We start from the raw sequence: 18,993 nt of genomic DNA, 5'->3' as shown, positions 1-18,993 counted from the left end.
GGCGCTTATTCGGGAACCTGGCGCGCCATCCGCTCGCTGCGCCAGTACACGTCGTCGCCGCCGTCCATGCGGTTGAGCACCCGGGCCAGCACGAACATCAGGTCGGACAAGCGGTTCAGGTAATGGCGCGGCGTGTCGCGCAGCGGCTCGGCCGCGCCCAGCGCCACCACCGAGCGCTCGGCCCGGCGGGCGACGGTGCGGCACACATGCGCCTGGGCGGCGGCGCGGGTGCCGGCCGGCAGGATGAATTCCTCCAGCTTGGGCAAGGCCGCGTTGTGCTGGGCCAACGCCTGGTCCAGTGTCAGCACTGCCTCGGGCTTGAGCAGCTCGAAACCGGGGATGGACAGCTCGCCGCCCAGGTTGAACAGCTGGTGCTGCACCTCCACCAGCAGCTCGCTCACGCTTGGTGGCAAGCGCTCACATAGCAGCAAACCGAGGTGGGAGTTGAGTTCATCCACATCACCCATGGCCTGCACCCGGGCGCTGTGCTTGGGCACGCGGGTGTTGTCGCCCAGGCCGGTGGTGCCGTTGTCGCCGGTGCGGGTGGCGATCTGCGTCAGGCGTTTGCCCATGGAAAGTTCCTATTTCGGGGAGTCCGGAGTGTGATTTTCACCCTGGTTACCCGCGGAGTAGGGATGTGTCCGCCGCAACAGCGGGCAAAAGTCCTGGCCGCCGCCGGTGCGATTGGGGTGGAATCCAGGCATGCGTCCCACCAGCTCTTCCACAACGGCCCGGCGTGGCCCCCTGCCTTCGTCCAAAGCCCGCAACGTGGCCCTGGGCTCGGTGCTGCTGGTCGGCGCCGCGCTCGTTCTCACGGCCGCGCATGCACAGACGCCAGGCAGCACACCCGCGGCCACGGCTTCGGCCCGGGCAGCCGCCGAGGATCCCGCGCCGCGCATGCGCCTGAGCAGCAGCCAGGTGCAGCAGGCGTTCCGGCACATCGACAGCAACCACGACGGCAGCCTCACCCGCACTGAAATGGGCGTGTACCCCCGCATCCAGCGTCATTTCGAACGCATAGACACCAACCGCGACGGCCTGCTCTCGCCCGCCGAGTTCGAAGAAGCGCTGCAGCAGGCCTCCTGAGCCAGCCGCTGTGCGGCATGCCGCGCAGCCACCGTCTTCGGCGTCCTACGCCAACACCCGCCGGCCCCGTCTGGCCGGACGGCGGCTCGTTTGCCAAGCTGCAGGCAAGCAGGAGCCCGCTATGAAATCCCGTCCCTCGCCGTCCGCTTCCTCGCAGCGGTCCCGCCACTGGCCCTGGGCCGCCGTCGCCCTCCTGGCCGTGGGCGCGGCCGCCCTGTGGACGACCGGCGTCCAGGCCCAGACCGCGGGCGCCCGCTCCGGCCAGCGCTCGGTGCAGGCCGCGCCCAACCCGGTGCCGGCCAACCGCGCCGCCACCTTCGGCCTGCCCAACCCGGCCGGCCTGCCTTCGCCCACGCCGTTCCCGGGCGGCCTGCCGCCGGTGGTGATCCCCAGCGCGGCCTCGCCCACCGGCGCGCCCGGGTTCGCGGACCCGGGGTTTGCCGGCCCGGGGTCCGTCGGCACGCCCGGCACGGGCGGCGTGGGCGTCGTGATCACGCCCCCACTGCCCTTTCCGGACGGCTCGGCCGGCAACCCCACGGCCGTGCTGGGCGCCGGGGCAGGGCCCGGCATTCCGGCGTTCCCGCAGACCGTGTCTTCCGGCGCCGGCCCCTACACGCCGGTCGAGGTGGCCCGCTCCTTCATCACGGCCGATGCCAACCGCGACGGCGAGCTGACCCAGGGCGAGTGGTGGCGCCTGGCCATCCGGCCGGGCAGCTTCGAAGCCATGGACCGCAACTTCGACGGCCGCATCAGCCGTTCCGAGTACGACGATGGGCTACGCTGAACGGGACCGCCGGCCGCCGTGGCGGCCGCTGCTGATCGGGATGCTGCTGGGCCTGGCCGTGGGCGGCGCCGTCGCGCAGGTGGACCCGTCGCCGGCGCGCGTCGCGCCCAATCCCGGGCTGCCGGTACTGCCCTCGGGTGATCAGGGCGCCGCGAACCGCTGGACGCCGCAGGCGCTGAGCCGCGCCTTCACCGAAGCCGACACCGACGGCAATGGCGAGCTCACCCGCGCCGAGGCGCTGCGGCTGGCTTACCTGCCCCGCAGCTTCGAGGAGCTGGATGCCAACCGCGACGGCGTGCTCACGGGCGAGGAGTACGCGGCCGCGACCCCCTGAGCGCGGCGCGGCGCCGGGAGCGCGGGCGTACACTGCGCCATCGCCCCCAAGCCGCGCACCATGAACGCTCCCACCACCCTGTCGCACCTCGTCCCCGAGATCCAGCCGCGCGAGGTTCCGCCCGCGCTGATCGAGGCGCTGCAGTCCCGCTTCGGCGCGCAATGCTCCACCGCCCTGGCGGTGCGCGAGCAGCACGGCCGCGACGAATCCTCGTTCCAGGCGCCGCCGCCGGCGGCCGTGGTGTTCGCCGAGAGCACCCGGGACGTGGCCGACGCGGTGCGGCTGGCCGGCCAGCATGAAGTGCCGGTCATCCCCTTCGGCGTAGGCTCCTCGCTCGAAGGCCACCTGCTGGCGGTGCAGGGCGGCATCAGCATCGACGTCAGCCGCATGAACAAGGTGCTGTCGGTGAACGCCGAGGACCTGACGGTGACGGTGCAGCCGGGCGTGACGCGCAAGCAGCTCAACGAGGAGATCAGGAGCACCGGCCTGTTCTTCCCCATCGACCCGGGGGCCGACGCCAGCCTGGGCGGCATGGCCGCCACGCGCGCCAGCGGCACCAACGCCGTGCGCTACGGCACCATGCGCGAGAACGTGCTGGGCCTGGAGGTGGTGACGGCCAGCGGCGAGGCGATCCGCACCGGCACGCGCGCCAAGAAATCCTCGGCCGGCTACGACCTGACGCGCCTGTTCGTGGGCAGCGAGGGCACGCTGGGCGTGATCACCGAGGTCACGCTGCGGCTGTACCCCATCCCCGAGGCGATCTCCGCGGCGATCTGCTCCTTCCCCAGCATCGAGGCGGCGGTGCGCGCGACCATCCAGGTGATCCAGCTGGGCGTGCCGATCGCACGCGTGGAGCTGATCGACCAGAACACCGTGCGCATGGTCAACGCCCACAGCAAGCTGGGCCTGCGCATCGAGCCCATGCTGCTGATGGAATTCCACGGCTCGCCAGCCGGGGTGAAGGAGCAGGCCGAGACGGTGCAGGAGATCGCCAGCGAGTTCGGCGGCAACGCCTTCGAGTGGGCCACCACGCCCGAGGAGCGCACCCGCCTGTGGACCGCGCGGCACAACGCCTACTTCGCCGCGATCCAGTCGCGCCCGGGCTGCCGCGCCATCAGCACCGACACCTGCGTGCCGATCTCGCGCCTGGCCGACTGCCTGCTCGACTCGGTGAAAGAGGCCGACGAGAGCGGCATCCCCTACTTCCTGGTCGGCCACGTGGGCGACGGCAACTTCCACTTCGGCTACCTGCTGGACCCCAACGACCCCAAGGAGCGCGAGATCGCCGAGGGCCTGAACCACAAGCTGGTGGCGCGCGCCCTCAGCCTGGAAGGCACCTGCACCGGCGAGCACGGCGTGGGCCTGCACAAGATGGGCTTCCTGGTGACCGAGGCCGGCGCCGGCGCGGTGGAGATGATGCGCACCATCAAGCGGGCGCTGGACCCGCGCAACATCATGAACCCGGGGAAGATCTTCTCGCTCTAGCCCCGGCGGCGCGGCTACCTGGCGCCAGCGGGCGCCGGACGGCCGGGCCAGCTCAGCTGGTTGATCACGCCCATCACGTCGTCCACCAGGCCCACGGCCTGCTCCAGCGCCAGCGCCTGCTCGCGGCTGTTGACGCAGCCGCGCAGCAGGAACGGGTCGTTGAAGGCGTTGCCGGCAGGCTGGGCGGTTGCCGCCAGCGCCGCAGCGGTGGCGGCGATGGCGATTGGCAGGCGCAGGGGATGCAGCTTCATGGTGCGGTGATGCTGGCGCGCAGGCCGGGCGCGGTCAAAGCTTCGGTGGACCCTCAAGAATCGTATACGATATCCAGATGCTTCCCTGGACCGCCGTGCCCCATGCCGACCGCGCCATGGCCGATGCCGTGCGCCGGACCTCGCTCGGCCGGCTGGTGCGCGACGACGTGCTGGGCATGATCCTGCGCGGCGAGATCCGAGCCGGCGAGCGCATCAACGAACCCGACGTCGCCCAGCGGCTGGGCGTCTCGCGGGTGCCGGTGCGCGAGGCCCTGCGCGAGCTGCAAAGCTCGGGACTGGTGGAGGCGCGCAAGCATGCCGGCGTGTTCGTGCGCCGGCTGGACGCGGCCGAGGTGCGCGGCCTGTACGAGCTGCGCGCGCTGCTCGACGGCTTCGCCGGGCGGCGTGCCGCGCAGCTGCCGGCACCGGCGCGCACCGCCCTCGCCGCGCGGCTGGATGCGTCCATCGATGCGATGCAGGCGGCCGCCGACCGCGGCAGCGTGCCCGACTACTACAGCGAGAACCTGCGCTTCCACTGGCTGATGGTGGAAGCCACCGGCAACGCGGCGCTGTCCGAGAGCTACCGCCACGTCGTGCAGAAGCTGCACCTGTCGCGGCTGACCAATCTGTCGCAGGACCTGGGCATGCCCGCCTCGATCGCCGAGCACCGGCGGATCGCGGCGGCGCAGCGCGCGGGCGATGCGGCGCTGTGCGAACGCCTGCTGGCCGGCCACGTGCGCGACGCGCACCGGCGGCTGGCGGGCGACCCCCCGAACCCCCAGGAGACACACCCATGAAACGACGCCACATCCTGCAGGCGGCACCGGCCCTGTGGCTGGCCGGCCTGCCCGCCGCCCGCGCCCAGGGCTACCCCGACAAGCCGATCAAGTACATCGTGCCGGTGGCCGCCGGCGGCGGCAGCGACCTGGTGGGCCGCACCGTCACCGACCGCTGGGGCCGCGCCCTGGGCCAGAGCTTCGTGGTGGAGAACCAGGGCGGCGGCGGCGGCGTGATCGCCAGCCAGCTGGCGGCCCGGGCGGCGCCCGACGGCTACACGCTGATGCAGGGCTATGTGGCGACGCACGGCACCAGTCCCGCCACCCGCAAGCTGCCCTACGACCCGGTCAAGGACTTCACGCCCATCGGCATGATCGGCGCCACGCCCAACGTGCTGGTGGTGGACGCCAACCTGCCGATCAAGGATTTCAAGGAGTTCGTGGCCTGGCTGGGTGCCAACAAGGGCAAGGCGAGCTACGGCTCGGCCGGCGCCGGTTCGCTGACGCACCTGACCATGGAGCTGCTCAAGCTGCAGCTGAAGATGCCCATGGTGCACATCCCCTACCGCGGCATCGCGCCGGCCATCACCGACGTGATCGGCGGCCAGACCCAGGCCATGTTCCCCGGGCTGGCGGCGGCGCTGCAGCACATCCGCTCCAACCGGCTGCGGCCGATCGCCGTCACCGGCAGGCAGCGGGCGCCGCAGATCAAGGACGTGCCCACGCTGGAGGAGCTCGGGCTGAAGAACTTCGACGCGATGCAGTGGTACGGCGTGGTCGGCCCGGCCGGCATGCCGGCCGACATCGTGGGCAAGCTCAACACCACGCTCAACCAGACCCTGGCCGCGCCCGACATGCGCGAGAAGCTCTCGGCCGAAGCGGTCGAGCCCCAGCCCATGACCCCCGCCGCCTTCGGCCAGTACCTGCAACAGGACATCCAGCGCTGGACCCAGCTGGTCAAGGCGCAGAACCTGAAGATCGACTGAACCCTCCCCACCATGGCACGCAATACCCAAGTCCCCGCCGATCACAACGCACCGGCCATCACCCGCATCCTCGGCGAGTTCGTCGCGCAGCATCCCTCGCGCGGCTGGAGCGACGCGGTCGACCACGAGGCGCACCGCACCTTCCTCAACTGGCTGGGCTGTGCCGTCGGCGCAGCGAAGCACGAAGCAGCGGACGCCGCCGTGGCCGCCGTGTCCGAGCTGCAGCCGGCGCCGCAGGCCACCATCGCCGGGCGCAGCGAGCGCGTGGACATGGCCAGCGCCGCGCTGGTCAACGGCATCACCTCGCACACCTTCGATTTCGACGACACCCACCTCAAGACCATCATCCATCCCGCCGGCCCGGTGGCCTCGGCCCTGCTCGCGCTGGCCGAGCACAAGGGCATGGGCGGCCGCGAGGTGACGGACGCGCTGGTGCTGGGCATCGACGTGGCCTGCCGCCTGGGCAACCTGGTCTATCCCGAGCACTACGACCGCGGCTGGCACATCACCGGCACCACCGGCATGCTGGGCGCCGCCGCCGGCTGCGCGCGCCTGCTCAAGCTGGATGCGCAGCAGACCCAGATGGCGCTGGGCATCGCCGCCTCGCAGCCCATCGGCCTGCGCGAGCAGTTCGGCACCATGACCAAGCCTTTCCACCCCGGTGCCGCGGCCCGCGCGGGCCTGATGTCGGCGCTGCTGGCGGCCAAGGGTTTTACCGCCAGCCCGCGCGCGCTGGAGGCACCGCGCGGCTGGGCCCAGGTGGTGTCGACCAAGTGCGCCTGGAACGAGGCCACCGACGAGCTCGGCCAGCGCTTCGAGATCTCGTTCAACAGCTACAAGCCGTTCGCCTGCGGCATCGTCATCCATCCCAGCATCGACGCCTGCACCCAGCTGCGCGCCCAGGGCGTGAAGCCTGAGCAGGTGGAGCGCATCGAGCTGAAGGTGCACTCGCTGGTGCTGGAGCTCACCGGCAAGAAGGAGCCGGCCGACGGCCTGCAGGGCAAGTTCAGCGTGTACCACGGCTGCGCCGCCGGCCTGGTGTTCGGCCGGGCCACCGAGCACGAGTATGCCGACGAGATCGTCAACCGGCCCGACATGGTGGCGCTGCGCCGCAAGGTGGTGGCCACGGTGGACGACCGCATCGACGAGGCCAGCGCCGATGTCACCGCGGTGCTGGCCGACGGCCGCCGCGTGCACGTGTTCGTCGAGCACGCCATCGGCTCGCTGCAGCGTCCCATGAGCGACGCCGACCTGGAAGCCAAGTTCAGCGGGCTGTCCGAGCCGGTGCTCGGCGCGGCCCGGACGCGCCAGCTGATCGAGGCCTGCTGGGGTCTGGGCCGGGCCGCCGACCTGCGCGCGCTGGCCGCCTTGTGCCGGCCATGAGCCGCACGGCTGCCGCAGGCCGCCCGCGCATCGTCGTCCTGGACGACTGGGAGCGCGCGCTCGAGCGCCTGGCCGACTGGAGCGCGTTGCGCGCGCGGGCCGAGGTGACGCTGCACCATGCGCCGCTGGCGGGCGCGGCGCTGGTCGATGCCTTGCGCGAGGCGGACGCGGCCGTGTTCGTGCGCGACCGGACGGCGGTCGACGCCGCGCTGCTGGCCCAGCTGCCCCGCCTGAAGTGCCTGGTCTTCACCGGCTCGCGCAATACCCGCCTCGATGCGGCGGCGGTGCGCGAGCGCGGCATCGCGCTGGGCTGCACCGGCTGGGGCCCCTCCAAGGAGAGCACCTGCGAGCTCACCTGGGCGCTGATCCTGGCGGCCGTCCGCCAGCTGCCCTCGCACACGGCGCGGCTGCGCGCCGGCCAGTGGCGCGCAGCCGCGCCCGAGGTCCTGCCGGGCGTGCTGCACGGCCAGCGCCTGGGCCTGGTCGGGCTGGGCCAGATCGGCGCCCGCGTGGCGGCCGTGGGCCGCGCCTTCGGCATGGAGGTCGCCGCCTGGAGCCCGCGCATGACGGCCGAGCGGGCCGCCGAACACGGCGCCCGCTTCCTGCCGCTGGAGGAGCTGCTGGCCGGCAGCGCGGTGGTCAGCCTGCACCTGGTGCCCACACCCGCCACGCGCCACCTGATGAACCGCGAGCGCCTGGCCCTGATGCGACCGGGCAGCGTGCTGGTCAACACCTCGCGCTCGGCCCTGGTGGACCACGCCGCCCTGGCCGAAGCGCTGCGCGCGGGCCGGCCCGGCGCGGCCGCATTGGACGTGTTCGACGAGGAGCCGCTGCCGGCGGGCAGTCCGCTGCGCGAAGCCCCCAATTTGCTGATGACGCCGCACGACGGCTTCGTCTGCGAGCCGGTGTTCGCCCGCTTCGCGCAGGACGCCGTGACCAACCTCGCGGCCTGGCTGGACGGGCGGCCGCTGCCGGTGCAGCCGGACTGAGCGGGCGCCCGCACCCGGCCCGGGCCGCAGCGGACGAGGCGGGTCAGCGCCTGGCCAGCCCGCGCCAGGCCCACCAGCAGGCCAGGCCCGCCGCGCCCAGCACCGCCGCTGCCAGTGGCACCGTGACCGGCGCCTGCTGCGCGCGGTAGCCGCCCGTCACGGCATGCCCTTGCGAGGGCGCGAACAGGTTGCCGTCCGTCACGGGTGCGCCGTCGGCATGTGAGAAGGCGCGGTCGGCCGCCCAGCGCGTCACGCGTCCCACGAGGTTGGGCGCCACCGCATGGGCCAGGCGGCCAGGCCAGGCCACGCTGCCGATGGACACCGTGGGCCGCGGCCGCCGCGCCAGTGCCACCAGGGCATCGGCCACGCGGCGCGTGTCCAGCAGCGGCGGCGCGGGCCGCAGGCGATGGCCGGTGTAGTTGGCGCCGTGCTGCGCGCCGGGCGTGTCGACGAAGGTGGGGTAGACCTCGCACACGTGCACGCCGGGCAACGCGGACAGCTCGGCGCGCAGCGACTCCGAGAAACCGCGCACGCCGAACTTGCTGGCGATGTAGGCCGCCGCGTAGGGTGCGGGCACCCAGCCGCCGACCGAAGCCATGTTGATCAGCGTGCCGCGGCCGCGCGCGCGGAAGTGCGGCACCACGGCGTGCGCGCCGTTGATGTGCCCGATGAGGTTGGTCTCGATCACCCGCCGGTGCGCCTCCACCGGCGTCTGGTCGAAGGCGCCGACCGCACCGACCCCGACGTTGTTGATCCAGACGTCGATGCCGCCGAAACGCTCGATGGCGCGCTCGGCCAGCCGGCGCTGGGCCTGCGCGTCGGTCACGTCGGTGGGCACGGCGATGGCGCGCGCGCCCTGCCGCTCGCACTCCGCTGCCACGTACGCAAGAGCCTCGGTCCCGCGGGCGGCCAGCACCAGGTCGGCACCGTCCTGCGCAAAGCGCAGCGCCGCGGCCCGCCCGATGCCGCTGGAAGCGCCGGTGATCACGACCACCTGGCGCCGGGAAGCCGTTTCCGCGCTCGGGCTGGCACTGACGCTGGGATGCATTCTCGAATCTCCTGAGGCCGCACACATCGGCACGGGCAGGAGTCTGAAAGCGCGGCCAGGCCCTGCGGCGTAGGACGCGACGCAATACCAAACGGAAGAAAGGGCCGCGACGCCGGCCGGAGCCGTTTCAGCCGCGCAGCCGCTCGATCAGCCCGTTGAGCTCGTCCAGCGAGCCGAACTGGATGGCCAGCTCGCCCATCTCCTCGGCGCGGCCGTTGCGCTTGACGCGCTTCTTCACCCGCACCTCGACCTCGGCGGTGAGCAGGTCCGACAGCTCCTCCTCCACCCGCTTGAGGTCACGCGACTTCTCCTTCTTGGGCTTGGGCGAGGTCAGGTTGAACTCGGCACCGATCTTCTTGACCAGGCCCTCGGTCTCCCGAACCGACAGCTGGCGCGCGGTGATCTGGTGGGCCGCGGTGATCTGCGCCGCGCGGTCCAGCGCCAGCAGCGCGCGGGCATGGCCCATGTCCAGGTCGCCGGCCATCAGCAGGGTCTGCACCGGCTCGGCCAGGTTCAGCAGGCGCAGCAGGTTGGACGCCGCGCTGCGCGAGCGGCCCACGGCCTGCGCCGCCTGCTCGTGCGTGAGGCCGAAATCGTGGATCAGGCGCTGCAGGCCCTGGGCCTCTTCCAGCGGGTTCAGGTCCTCGCGCTGGATGTTCTCGATCAGCGCCATCGCGGCGGCGGCCTCGTTGGGCACGTCGCGCACCAGTACCGGCACGCTGTCCAGGCCGGCCAGCTTGGCGGCACGGAAGCGCCGCTCGCCGGCGATGATCTCGTACTTGCCAGCGGCGGCGCCATCGGCCAGCCTGCGCACCAGGATCGGCTGCATGATGCCCTGGGCCTTGATGCTCTCGGCCAGCTCGTACAGCGCGCCTTCGTCCATGCGGGTGCGCGGCTGGTACACGCCGGGCACCATGTCCTCCAGGCGCAGCGAGGCCGGCAGGCCGGGGTTGGGGGCGGGTGCATCGGCCGCGCCCTCCTCCACCTTGGGGCCCAGCAGCGCTTCCAGGCCGCGGCCCAGGCCCTTGGGTCGTTTGGTTGCCATCGTCGGTCTTCTTCCGGAAATCAGTGGTTGATCAGGTCCTGCAGCAACACGTGGCCCTCGGGCCAGCTGGCCAGCCCCGAGTCGGCGTTGATGTGCCCGCAGTCGCCGTAGTCCATGAACTGCGAGCCCCAGGCGTGCGCGAACAGGCGCGCGCGCTCCAGGGCGCAGTACGGGTCGTTGCGGCTGGCCACCAGCACGCCGGGAAACGGCAGCCGGCGCAGCGGGATCGGCGACCAGCTGGGCAGCTGCTCCCGGATCGCGGGCCGCTCGGTATCGGCCGGGGCCACCAGCAGCGCCGCCTTCACCCGGTTCGTGTTGCGCGAGCGCGCGGCCCAGGCCGCGACGAGGATGCAGCCCAGGCTGTGGGCCACCAGCACGGCGGGCTCGTCGCACGAGAGCAGCGCTTCCTCCAGACGCGCCACCCAGTCGCCGCGCAGCGGCTTCGCCCACTCGTGCTGCTCCACGCGCGCATAGCCATGGCGCTGCTCCCACAGGCTTTGCCAGTGCTGCGGGCCGCTGTTGCCCCAGCCTGGCAGGAGCAGGACGTTGGAAGGTTTCATGCTACCGATTCAATAGCGAAAGAACTTGACGCCATGCGACCTTGCGGCCGGCCTTCACATCTTGTGGATGCGTCCCACCATTTCGTTGGCGAACTCCACGAAGGCCTGGCTGCCGCGCGCCGCGGGGTCGAACACCACGCCGGGCAGGCCGTAGCTGGGCGCCTCGGCCAGGCGCACGTTGCGCGGGATCACGGTGTCGAACACCTTCTCGCCGAAGTGCGCCTTGAGCTGGTCGCTCACCTGCTGCTGCAGCGTGATGCGCGGGTCGTACATCACGCGCAGCAGGCCGATGATCTTCAGGTCGGGGTTCAGGTTGGCGTGCACCTGCTTGATGGTGTTGACCAGGTCCGACAGCCCTTCCAGCGCGAAGTACTCGCACTGCATGGGCACGATCACGCCGTGTGCGGCGCACAGGCCGTTGAGCGTGAGCATGGACAGCGAAGGCGGGCAGTCGATCAGCACGAAGTCGTAGTCGGCATCGACCGCGGCCACCGCATCCTTCAGGCGCTTCTCGCGGCGCTCCTGGTCCACCAGTTCCACCTCGGCGCCGGCCAGGTCGCGGTTGGCGCCCAGCACGTGGTAGCCGCACTTCTCGCTGTTCACGCGCGCTTCGGCCACGGTGGCGGATTCCAGCAGCACGTCGTAGACCGTGTGCGCGAGCTTGCGCTTGTCCACGTTCGACCCCATGGTGGCATTGCCCTGCGGGTCCAGGTCCACCATCAGCACGCGCTGGCCCACCTTGGCCAGGCCGGCGGCCAGGTTCACGGTGGTGGTCGTCTTGCCGACGCCGCCCTTCTGGTTGGCGATGCAGAAGATCTTGGCCATGACGCGGCTTACTTGGACACGGCCAGCTTGACGCCGAAGCCGATCAGGAACACGCCCGCCACCTTCTCCAGCACCCGCCCGATGAGCGGGCTGGCCTTGAGTCGCTCGGCCAGGAAATGGGTGAGCAGCACCACGGTCGCGCAATACAGAAAAGTGAGCACGGCGATGGTCAGCGCCATGGCGCCGAAGGTGAACATTCCTTGATGCCGAGCCGGGTCTACGAACAGCGGGAAGAACGCCATGTAGAAGACGATGGCCTTGGGGTTGAGCAGGGTGATGACCGCCGCCTGCCGGAAATAGCGCCGCGGTTCCATGTGCAGCACCGGCGCATCACCCGGCTTGGCCAGCAGCATCTTCAGGCCCAGCCAGGCCAGGTAGGCGGCGCCCAGCCATTGCACGGCGGCGAAAGCCGTCGGGTAGGCAGCCAGCAAGGCGGCCACTCCGGCCACGGCCGCCCACATCAGCACCTGGTCACCCGCGATCACGCCCAGGGTGGCGGCCAGTCCGGCGCGGATGCCGCCCTTGCCCGTGGAGGTGATGAGCGCCAGGTTGCCGGGGCCCGGAATGGCCAGGAACAGGATGATGGCGGCGACGAACGCGCCGTAGTCTGCGATGCCGAACAACGTGAGCCCCCTCGGATGGAAGGCCGAGTTTACGTGACGGCTAGCGCGCCGCCGGCTGCTTTTTCAGCCAGACCAGGCAACGCTCGGCCTCCAGGCCGGGAACATGCAGGGGTTCCACGTGAAACACGGCCACTTCCTGGCCCAGCACGGCTATCTCGGCTTCCGGGTACTTGCCTTTCAATGCCATCCAAGCCCCGTGCTCTGCCAGCGCGCCGGCCGACCAGGTGACGAAGTCCCGCAACGAGGCAAAGGCGCGGGAGCAGACCACGTCGTACGGCCCGGCCAGGTGCTCGACCCGGTCATGCAGGCCACGCAGGTTGGCAAGCCCCAGGCTGGCGGCCACCTGCTGGATGAACGCCGCCTTCTTGGCCACCGTGTCCACGCAGTCCACCTGCATCTGCGGTTCGCAGATGGCCAGCACCACCCCGGGCAGGCCGGCGCCGGATCCCACATCCAGCACGCGGGCTGCCGCCCCGCCGGTGTGGCGATGCAAAGGCTGCACCACCGCCAGGCTGTCCAGCAGGTGGTGGGTGAGCATCTCGTAAGGCTCGCGCACCGCGGTCAGGTTGTAGACCCGGTTCCACTTGGCGATCAGGTCCAGGTAGGCCAGCAACCGCGCCTGCTGGTCCGGCGCCAAGGCCAAGCCCAGCGCGGCCAGGCCAGTCGCCAGCGGCGCGGACAGCGGATGGCTCCCGGAAGCACTCAAGAGGCAAGCTCCGGCGGATGGACCGCCCTGCCCCAGGGCGGGGCAAAAGCCAGCCTTTTCATGCAACGGGCGCGTCCGCTGCCTGCCGGTCCGCCCTGTCGCCGAAACCGCGGAACCGGTTTTTCTTGAGATGCACCAGCAGCAGCGAGATCGCCGCCGGTGTGATGCCGGAAATTCGGGAGGCCTGCCCCAGCGTGTCTGGCCGGTGCCGGCTCAGCTTCTGCCGGACCTCGATCGACAGCGCGGCCACCTGCATGTAGTCCAGCTCGGCGGGCAGGCGCAGGTTTTCGTAGGAAGCGGTGCGCTCCACCTCGTCCTTCTGGCGCTCGATATAGCCGGCGTACTTGGCCGCGATCTCGATCTGCTCGACCACCGGCTCGTACAGCTCGCCCAAGGTTTCACGTGAAACAGCCGGTGAAGCGAGGCGGCCGCCGTCCATGCCGGTGAGCACCTCGTACCCCACCCCCGGCCGGCGCAGCAGGTCGCCCAGGTTGTGCTCATGCTCGATGGCTTTGCCCAGAACGCGCTCGGATTCGGCTGCCGGCAGGTTGCGAGGATTCACCCAGGTCGAGGCCAGGCGCTGCGTTTCACGTGAAACAGCATCGCGCTTTCGGTTGAACGCCTCCCAGCGCCGGTCATCCACCAGGCCCAGGCGGCGGCCCGCCTCGGTCAGGCGCATGTCGGCGTTGTCCTCGCGCAGTTGCAGCCGGAACTCGGCGCGGCTGGTGAACATGCGGTACGGCTCCGTCACCCCCTTGGTGATCAGGTCGTCCACCAGCACGCCTAGGTAGGCCTCGTCGCGGCGCGGCAGCCAGGGCTCGCGCCCCTGGCACTGCAGCGCCGCGTTGATGCCCGCGAACAGGCCTTGCGCCGCCGCTTCCTCGTAGCCGGTCGTGCCATTGATCTGGCCGGCGAAGAACAATCCGGCGATCTGCCGTGTCTCGAAACTGCTCTTGAGCGAGCGCGGGTCGAAGTAGTCGTACTCGATGGCATAGCCCGGCCGCAGGATGTGCGCGTTCTCCAGGCCTGCCATGGAGCGCACCAGCTGCAGCTGGACGTCGAACGGCAGGCTGGTGGAAATCCCGTTGGGATAGACCTCGTGCGTGTCCAGGCCCTCCGGCTCCAGGAAAATCTGGTGGCTTTCCTTGCCGGCAAAGCGGTTGATCTTGTCCTCCACGCTGGGGCAGTAGCGCGGCCCTACCCCTTCGATCTTGCCGGTGAACATGGGGCTGCGGTCGAAGCCGGAGCGGATGATCTCGTGCGTACGCTCGTTGGTGTGAGTGATCCAGCACGGCACCTGGCGCGGGTGCATCTCGGCGCGGCCCATGAAGCTGAACACGGGCACGGGCTCCAGGTCACCCGGCTGCTCTTCGCACCGGGAGAAGTCGATGGTCCGGCCGTCGATCCGGGGTGGTGTGCCGGTCTTGAGCCGGCCCTGCGGCAGCTGCAGCTCCTTGAGCCGGGCCGACAGCGACACGGCCGGCGGGTCGCCAGCCCGGCCGGCGGCGTAATTGTTCAGCCCCACGTGGATCTTGCCGTCCAGGAAGGTGCCGGCGGTCAGCACCACGGTGCGTGAGCGGAACCGGATGCCCACCTGGGTCACGGCGCCCACCACCCGGTCCCCTTCCACCATCAGGTCGTCCACCGCCTGCTGGAACAGCTGCAGATGGGGCTGGTTCTCCAGCCGTCGCCGGATCGCGGCCTTGTAGAGCACCCGGTCGGCCTGGGCCCGGGTGGCCCGCACCGCCGGGCCCTTGGAGCCGTTGAGGATGCGGAACTGGATGCCGCCCTCGTCCGTGGCAATGGCCATGACCCCGCCCAGCGCGTCCACTTCCTTGACCAGGTGGCCCTTGCCGATGCCGCCGATGGACGGGTTGCAGCTCATCTGGCCCAGCGTCTCGATGTTGTGGGTCAGCAGCAGGGTCTTGCAACCCATGCGGGCGGCGGCCAGCGCCGCCTCGGTACCGGCATGGCCGCCACCGACCACGATGACGTCGAATTCTTCGGGGTACAGCATCGCTTCACTCCTCCAGCAAGGTGGCTTTCAGGCCGGTGGCCAGGGCGCCCTGGTACTGTCGTCGGTCGGCCGTGACGAACAGGTCGACCCCCGCGGCCAGCGCCGCGCCGACGTGCAGCGCGTCACCGGCGCGCAAGGGCGCTGCTTCCAGCGCCCGGATGGCGGCCCGTTCCAGCACGCCGGTCATGGGCACCACGTTGAAGTCGCCGAAGTTGCGCTCCACCTCGGCGCAGGTCTGCCGGTACAGCTCGTCGGAAGCGCCGGTGTCACGGCGCACGCGGTTGAGCGCCGAGTACAGCTCCACCTTGCAATTTGGCGCGGCCACGACCGGGCGCGCCTGCCCCATCAGTGACAACAGGGCCTCGCGGCCCGGCTCGGGCAGGTAACGCTTGAGCAGCGCCGAGGTGTCGAACAGCACGCGCATCACCACCGCTCCTGCGCCCGCTCGTCCAGCAAGCCGCGGACGGCCGAATAGCCGGCGGGCAAGGGAATCACCGGCTCGAACGGTGCCTGGTAGCTGGGCTTCGAGGCAGGTTCGGGTACCACCGGAACCAGATCGGCCACAGGCTTGCCGTGGCGCATGATGCGCACGGTCTCGCCTTTCTCGACCAAGTCCAGCATGGCCGAGGCATTGGCGCGGAACTCGCTCAGCGGCAGCACGTGCATTTTGTACATCTCCATGGATTTGTACATTTTAGGCGAGAAGCCCCAAGCCGCACCGACCTGTGCTGCAATCCCGCCATGAAGCTCCTGGTTTTCGCGGGCAGCACCCGCCAGCAATCCTTCAACCGCCAGCTCGCCCGTGCCACCGCCGACCTGGCGCACGCCCACCCGGGCGTGGAGGTCACCCACCTCGAGCTGGGCGACTTCGACATCCCCATGTACAACGCCGACCTGGAAGCCCAGGGCACGCCGGCCGACGTGATGCGGCTCAAGCAGATCGGCTGGGAGCATCCGGCCTGGATCATCTGCGCGCCCGAGTACAACGCCAGCTACCCCGCGCTGCTGAAGAACACGCTGGACTGGATCTCCAGCCCGGTACGCGCCGACCCGGCCTGGCAGGACGGCTTCAAGTCCACCCGCGGCAAAGTGGTGGGCATGCTCAGCGCCTCGCCGGGCGCCTTGGGCGGCCTGCGTTCGCAAAGCCACCTGGCGCCGCTGCTGATGAACCTGCACTTCTGGGTCGCTCCCACCACCTTCGCCCTGGGCCGCGCCGGCGACGCCTTCGACGCCGCTGGCCAGCTGGCCGACGAGCGCGCGCGCAAGAGCGTGCAGACCGTCATCGACCAGGTGGTCTGGGCCGCGACCCGCTTCCAGGCAACGTAGCCGGCAGCGCCACCCACCCGCCCCCACCGCATGAACTGCCGCCCCGGTTGCGGCGCCTGCTGCATCGCGCCGTCCATCAGCTCGCCCATCCCCGGCATGCCGCAGGGCAAGCCGGCCGGCGTGCGCTGCGTGCAGCTGGACGACGCCCACCGCTGCCGTCTGTTCGGCCGGCCCGAGCGGCCAGCCGTATGCGGCGGCCTACGTCCCGCGGCCGAGATGTGCGGCCCGGACGCGGCCCACGCCCTGCACTGGCTCGGCCGCCTGGAAAGCGCGACCGCGCCGATGTCCGTTGCTTGACACCGCGCTGCCTGCCGCGGGTGCAAGATGGCGCCGCATCATTCCAAGGAGACACTCATGAACATCGCATCCCTCAAGGAAGTCGTCAGCGCCGAGGAGGGGCAACTGCGCGTCGACCTGGCCGCCTGCTACCGCCTGGTGGCGATGTACGGCTGGAGCGACCTGGTGTTCACCCACATCAGCGCGCGCGTGCCCGGGCCCGAGCACCACTTCCTGATCAACCCCTACGGGCTGATGTTCGACGAGATCACCGCGTCCTCGCTGGTCAAGGTCGACGCGCAGTGCAACAAGGTGATCGACTCGCCCTTCCCCGTGAACCCCGCCGGCTTCACCATCCACAGCTGCATCCATGACGCGCGGCACGACGTGCAGTGCGTGCTGCACACCCATACCCGCGCCGGCGTGGCCGTGAGCGCGCAGAAGAACGGCGTGCTGCCCATCAGCCAGCAGAGCACCTTCGTCCTGGCCTCCCTGGCCTACCACGACTACGAGGGCGTGGCCCTGCGCGACGAAGAAAGACCGCGCCTGGTGGCCGACCTGGGCGGCAAGACCTTCCTCGTGCTGCGCAACCACGGCCTGCTCACCGTGGGCAAGTCGGTGCCCGAGGCCTTTCTCTCCATGTACACCTTCGAGAACACCTGCCGCATCCAGATCGATGCGCAGGCCGGGGGTGGCGAGCTGGTCACCGTGGATCCGCGCATCCTGCAAGGCCTGCCGCAAGTGATGAAGCAGGTGACTGCCGGCCAGGGCGCGGGCATCGCCTGGCCCGCCCTGCTGCGCAGGCTGGACCGCACCGATGCGTCGTACAGGACCTGAGGCCGGGGACGCCCCATGAGCTTCACCCAACTGCTGCCCACCCTGCTGCTGGTCTCGCTGGCCCTGGTGATGTTCGGCCTGGGCCTGTCGCTCGCGGTGGGCGACTTCCGGCGCCTGCTGCACCATCCGCGCGCCGTGGTGGTCGCCTTGCTGCTGCAGGTGGTGCTGCTGCCGGCCGCCTGCTACGGCATCGTCACGGCATTCGGGCTGGCGCCGGTGTACGCCATCGGCTTGATGCTGCTGGCGGCATCGCCGGGCGGCGTGTCGGCCAATCTGTTCTCGCACCTGTTCGGCGGCAACGTGGCCATGAACATCTCGCTGACGGCCATCAACACCGTGCTGTCCATCGCCACGCTGCCGCTGATCGCCAACTGGGCGATCCAGCACTTCGCCAGCGGCGGCCAGGTGGTTCAGCGCACTGGTGCTGGCCGCGTTCGCCCTGATCGCCATCGCCAAGGAGTGGAGCGCACTGCGCGAGTCTTTCGCCAGCATCGGTCCAGCGGTGGTGGCGTTCAACCTGCTGAGCCTGCTGGCCGGCTACCACGTGAGCCGCGCCAGCGGGCTGGACAAGTCCCTGGCCACGGCCGTCGCCTTCGAGATCGGCATCCACAACTCCACGCTGTCGCTGTACATCGCGCTGTCGGTGCTGGACAACTTCCAGCTCGCCCTGCCCTCGGCCATCTACTCGGTGTCCATGTACCTCACGGCGGCACTGTTCGGCCTGCTGCTGCTGCGGCCCCGGCGCGCAGCGGCCCCGCACCGGGCGAGCGCCTAGGCGCCGCCGACCGCCAGCGCCACCGCGGGCCCGCCATCGGGCACGCGGCCGCGCGGGTCATGCTCGTGCACCCGCACCTCCTTGCGCGTCATCGCCACCTCGCCGAAGAAGGTGGCGAAGGCCACGTCCTTGGCATCGCTGCCCGTGCCCGTGCGCACCAGCCGGTCCACCGGCGCCAGGCCGGTCGCATCGAACAGCACCCAGCGCCCGCCGATCCAGGCCTCGAAGACGGCATGGAAGTCCTGCGGCGGATCGTCGAACCACACGTAGCCGGCCACCAGCCGCGCCGGGATGTTGAGCGCCCGGCAGAAGGTGATGCCCAGGTGGGCGAAATCGCGGCACACGCCGGCGCGCCGCACGAACACGTCCCGCGCGGTGGTCATGGAGTCGGTCGAGCCAGGCTGGTAGGCGATGCTGTCGTGGATCCAGTGCACGATGCGCCGTACCCTGGCGATCCCCTCGGGCCCGTCGCCGAACAGCTGCTGCGCCACGGTGCCCAGCACGTCGGATTCGCAGTAGCGCGTGGGCATGAGGTAGTGGAAGATCTCGTCCGGCACCTGCCCCACCAGCGTCTGCGGCAGCTGCTCGTCGACCTGCTCCGGGACCACCTCCACCTCGGCGCGGTAGCTCACGATCAAGGGCCCCGGCGAGGCGTCGAAACGGAAGAACCGGTTGCCGCTGGGCGGGTCGGTGAAGCCGTGCACCGCCACCCCCGAGGACACGGCGAGCGCCTCGCGGTTGATCTTCTGCGTGGGCCGGTGCGCCGCCTCGAGGTTGAAGCAGAAATGCGTGGGCGCGCGCACCTGGTATTCCAGGACGGCTTCGACGGTGGAGGTGTGCAAGGTGGTCTTCCGGTCCGGCCCGTTCCAGGCACCGGTTGC

General features: G+C 70.7%; 24 protein-coding genes and 1 pseudogene. 13 read left to right on the top strand and 12 right to left on the bottom strand.

Going from position 1 to position 18,993, the window contains the following annotated elements; translation table 11 throughout:
* Positions 1–5: 5 nt before the first annotated feature.
* Positions 6–572, bottom strand: a complete 567-nt coding sequence (locus RTA_RS00435; RefSeq protein WP_013899383.1) for a cob(I)yrinic acid a,c-diamide adenosyltransferase — start codon at positions 570–572, stop codon at positions 6–8.
* A gap of 130 nt (positions 573–702) precedes the next feature.
* Between RTA_RS00435 and RTA_RS20510 the strand changes: the two genes are divergently transcribed.
* The 4 genes from RTA_RS20510 (at position 703) to RTA_RS00415 (ending at position 3,689) form a co-directional block, all read left to right on the top strand.
* The gene (locus RTA_RS20510; RefSeq protein ID WP_013899382.1) at positions 703–1,086 is read left to right on the top strand and encodes an EF-hand domain-containing protein; all 384 of its coding nucleotides are present in this window, start codon (positions 703–705) and stop codon (positions 1,084–1,086) included.
* A 121-nt stretch (positions 1,087–1,207) separates the two neighbouring features.
* Positions 1,208–1,870 (top strand): EF-hand domain-containing protein, encoded by a 663-nt coding sequence (locus tag RTA_RS00425; protein WP_013899381.1) that lies wholly within the window; start codon positions 1,208–1,210, stop codon positions 1,868–1,870.
* Positions 1,857–2,204, top strand: coding sequence for an EF-hand domain-containing protein (locus tag RTA_RS00420; RefSeq protein ID WP_013899380.1), 348 nt, complete (start codon positions 1,857–1,859; stop codon positions 2,202–2,204). The genes RTA_RS00425 and RTA_RS00420 overlap by 14 nt, the downstream gene beginning before the upstream one ends.
* Positions 2,205–2,264: 60 nt before the next feature.
* Positions 2,265–3,689, top strand: a complete 1,425-nt coding sequence (locus RTA_RS00415; protein WP_013899379.1) for an FAD-binding oxidoreductase — start codon at positions 2,265–2,267, stop codon at positions 3,687–3,689.
* 14 nt (positions 3,690–3,703) lie between these two features.
* On the opposite strand, the gene RTA_RS21155 is transcribed toward RTA_RS00415, so the two are convergent.
* A complete protein-coding gene (locus tag RTA_RS21155; RefSeq protein ID WP_041674918.1) occupies positions 3,704–3,940 on the bottom strand; it encodes a BON domain-containing protein in 237 nt (78 codons plus the stop codon).
* A 77-nt stretch (positions 3,941–4,017) separates the two neighbouring features.
* Here RTA_RS21155 and RTA_RS00405 point away from each other — a divergent pair, with 77 nt between their 5' ends.
* The 4 genes from RTA_RS00405 to RTA_RS00390 are packed head-to-tail and all read left to right on the top strand — an operon-like array spanning position 4,018 to position 8,074.
* Positions 4,018–4,737 (top strand): GntR family transcriptional regulator, encoded by a 720-nt coding sequence (locus RTA_RS00405; RefSeq protein WP_049871181.1) that lies wholly within the window; start codon positions 4,018–4,020, stop codon positions 4,735–4,737.
* Complete coding sequence (locus RTA_RS00400) at positions 4,734–5,702, top strand: Bug family tripartite tricarboxylate transporter substrate binding protein (RefSeq protein ID WP_013899376.1); 969 nt, start codon at positions 4,734–4,736, stop codon at positions 5,700–5,702. The genes RTA_RS00405 and RTA_RS00400 overlap by 4 nt, the downstream gene beginning before the upstream one ends.
* A gap of 12 nt (positions 5,703–5,714) precedes the next feature.
* A complete protein-coding gene (locus tag RTA_RS00395; protein WP_013899375.1) occupies positions 5,715–7,085 on the top strand; it encodes an MmgE/PrpD family protein in 1,371 nt (456 codons plus the stop codon).
* Positions 7,082–8,074 carry a D-2-hydroxyacid dehydrogenase family protein gene (locus RTA_RS00390; RefSeq protein WP_041675813.1) on the top strand — a complete coding sequence of 331 codons (993 nt, stop codon included), beginning with the start codon at positions 7,082–7,084 and terminating at the stop codon, positions 8,072–8,074. Before RTA_RS00395 ends, RTA_RS00390 begins: the two co-directional genes overlap by 4 nt.
* A 43-nt stretch (positions 8,075–8,117) precedes the next feature.
* Here RTA_RS00390 and RTA_RS00385 read toward each other — a convergent pair whose 3' ends face one another.
* The 9 genes from RTA_RS00385 to RTA_RS00345 all read right to left on the bottom strand — a co-directional run bounded on the left by RTA_RS00385 (position 8,118) and on the right by RTA_RS00345 (position 15,579).
* Positions 8,118–9,122 (bottom strand): SDR family oxidoreductase, encoded by a 1,005-nt coding sequence (locus tag RTA_RS00385; RefSeq protein WP_013899373.1) that lies wholly within the window; start codon positions 9,120–9,122, stop codon positions 8,118–8,120.
* 127 nt (positions 9,123–9,249) lie between these two features.
* Positions 9,250–10,167, bottom strand: coding sequence for a ParB/RepB/Spo0J family partition protein (locus RTA_RS00380; protein ID WP_013899372.1), 918 nt, complete (start codon positions 10,165–10,167; stop codon positions 9,250–9,252).
* 20 nt (positions 10,168–10,187) lie between these two features.
* Positions 10,188–10,727 (bottom strand): RBBP9/YdeN family alpha/beta hydrolase, encoded by a 540-nt coding sequence (locus tag RTA_RS00375; RefSeq protein ID WP_013899371.1) that lies wholly within the window; start codon positions 10,725–10,727, stop codon positions 10,188–10,190.
* 54 nt (positions 10,728–10,781) lie between these two features.
* Positions 10,782–11,552, bottom strand: a complete 771-nt coding sequence (locus RTA_RS00370) for a ParA family protein (RefSeq protein ID WP_013899370.1) — start codon at positions 11,550–11,552, stop codon at positions 10,782–10,784.
* An 8-nt stretch (positions 11,553–11,560) separates the two neighbouring features.
* Positions 11,561–12,175: a LysE family translocator gene (locus tag RTA_RS00365; protein WP_013899369.1), complete on the bottom strand. Its 615-nt coding sequence runs from the start codon at positions 12,173–12,175 to the stop codon at positions 11,561–11,563.
* 40 nt (positions 12,176–12,215) lie between these two features.
* Entirely contained in the window at positions 12,216–12,881 is a 666-nt protein-coding gene (gene rsmG / locus RTA_RS00360) for a 16S rRNA (guanine(527)-N(7))-methyltransferase RsmG (RefSeq protein WP_013899368.1), read from the bottom strand.
* Between the two features lie 58 nt (positions 12,882–12,939).
* Positions 12,940–14,898, bottom strand: coding sequence for a tRNA uridine-5-carboxymethylaminomethyl(34) synthesis enzyme MnmG (gene mnmG / locus RTA_RS00355; RefSeq protein ID WP_013899367.1), 1,959 nt, complete (start codon positions 14,896–14,898; stop codon positions 12,940–12,942).
* 4 nt (positions 14,899–14,902) lie between these two features.
* Complete coding sequence (locus RTA_RS00350; RefSeq protein ID WP_013899366.1) at positions 14,903–15,322, bottom strand: type II toxin-antitoxin system VapC family toxin; 420 nt, start codon at positions 15,320–15,322, stop codon at positions 14,903–14,905.
* Positions 15,322–15,579: a type II toxin-antitoxin system Phd/YefM family antitoxin gene (locus RTA_RS00345; RefSeq protein WP_226986097.1), complete on the bottom strand. Its 258-nt coding sequence runs from the start codon at positions 15,577–15,579 to the stop codon at positions 15,322–15,324. Before RTA_RS00345 ends, RTA_RS00350 begins: the two co-directional genes overlap by 1 nt.
* A 60-nt stretch (positions 15,580–15,639) precedes the next feature.
* Between RTA_RS00345 and RTA_RS00340 the strand changes: the two genes are divergently transcribed.
* The 5 genes and pseudogenes from RTA_RS00340 to RTA_RS21145 all read left to right on the top strand — a co-directional run bounded on the left by RTA_RS00340 (position 15,640) and on the right by RTA_RS21145 (position 18,112).
* Entirely contained in the window at positions 15,640–16,224 is a 585-nt protein-coding gene (locus RTA_RS00340; RefSeq protein WP_013899364.1) for an NADPH-dependent FMN reductase, read from the top strand.
* Positions 16,225–16,254: 30 nt separating this feature from the next.
* Positions 16,255–16,521, top strand: coding sequence for a YkgJ family cysteine cluster protein (locus tag RTA_RS00335; protein ID WP_013899363.1), 267 nt, complete (start codon positions 16,255–16,257; stop codon positions 16,519–16,521).
* A 57-nt stretch (positions 16,522–16,578) separates the two neighbouring features.
* On the top strand, positions 16,579–17,337 hold the full coding sequence (locus RTA_RS00330) for a class II aldolase/adducin family protein (RefSeq protein ID WP_013899362.1): 759 nt from the start codon (positions 16,579–16,581) through the stop codon (positions 17,335–17,337).
* Positions 17,338–17,352: 15 nt separating this feature from the next.
* Positions 17,353–17,667, top strand: a pseudogene (locus RTA_RS21150) (AEC family transporter); the annotation flags it as partial.
* A gap of 91 nt (positions 17,668–17,758) precedes the next feature.
* A complete protein-coding gene (locus tag RTA_RS21145; protein WP_013899360.1) occupies positions 17,759–18,112 on the top strand; it encodes a transporter of BASS family in 354 nt (117 codons plus the stop codon).
* Here RTA_RS21145 and RTA_RS00320 read toward each other — a convergent pair.
* Positions 18,109–18,954: a transglutaminase-like domain-containing protein gene (locus tag RTA_RS00320; RefSeq protein ID WP_013899359.1), complete on the bottom strand. Its 846-nt coding sequence runs from the start codon at positions 18,952–18,954 to the stop codon at positions 18,109–18,111. The genes RTA_RS21145 and RTA_RS00320 overlap by 4 nt on opposite strands.
* Positions 18,955–18,993: the final 39 nt, after the last annotated feature.

Source organism: Ramlibacter tataouinensis TTB310, from assembly GCF_000215705.1.
Taxonomy (GTDB): domain Bacteria; phylum Pseudomonadota; class Gammaproteobacteria; order Burkholderiales; family Burkholderiaceae_C; genus Ramlibacter; species Ramlibacter tataouinensis.
Note: the sequence above shows the minus strand (reverse complement) of the source record. Positions and strands in the feature narration are given on the sequence as shown.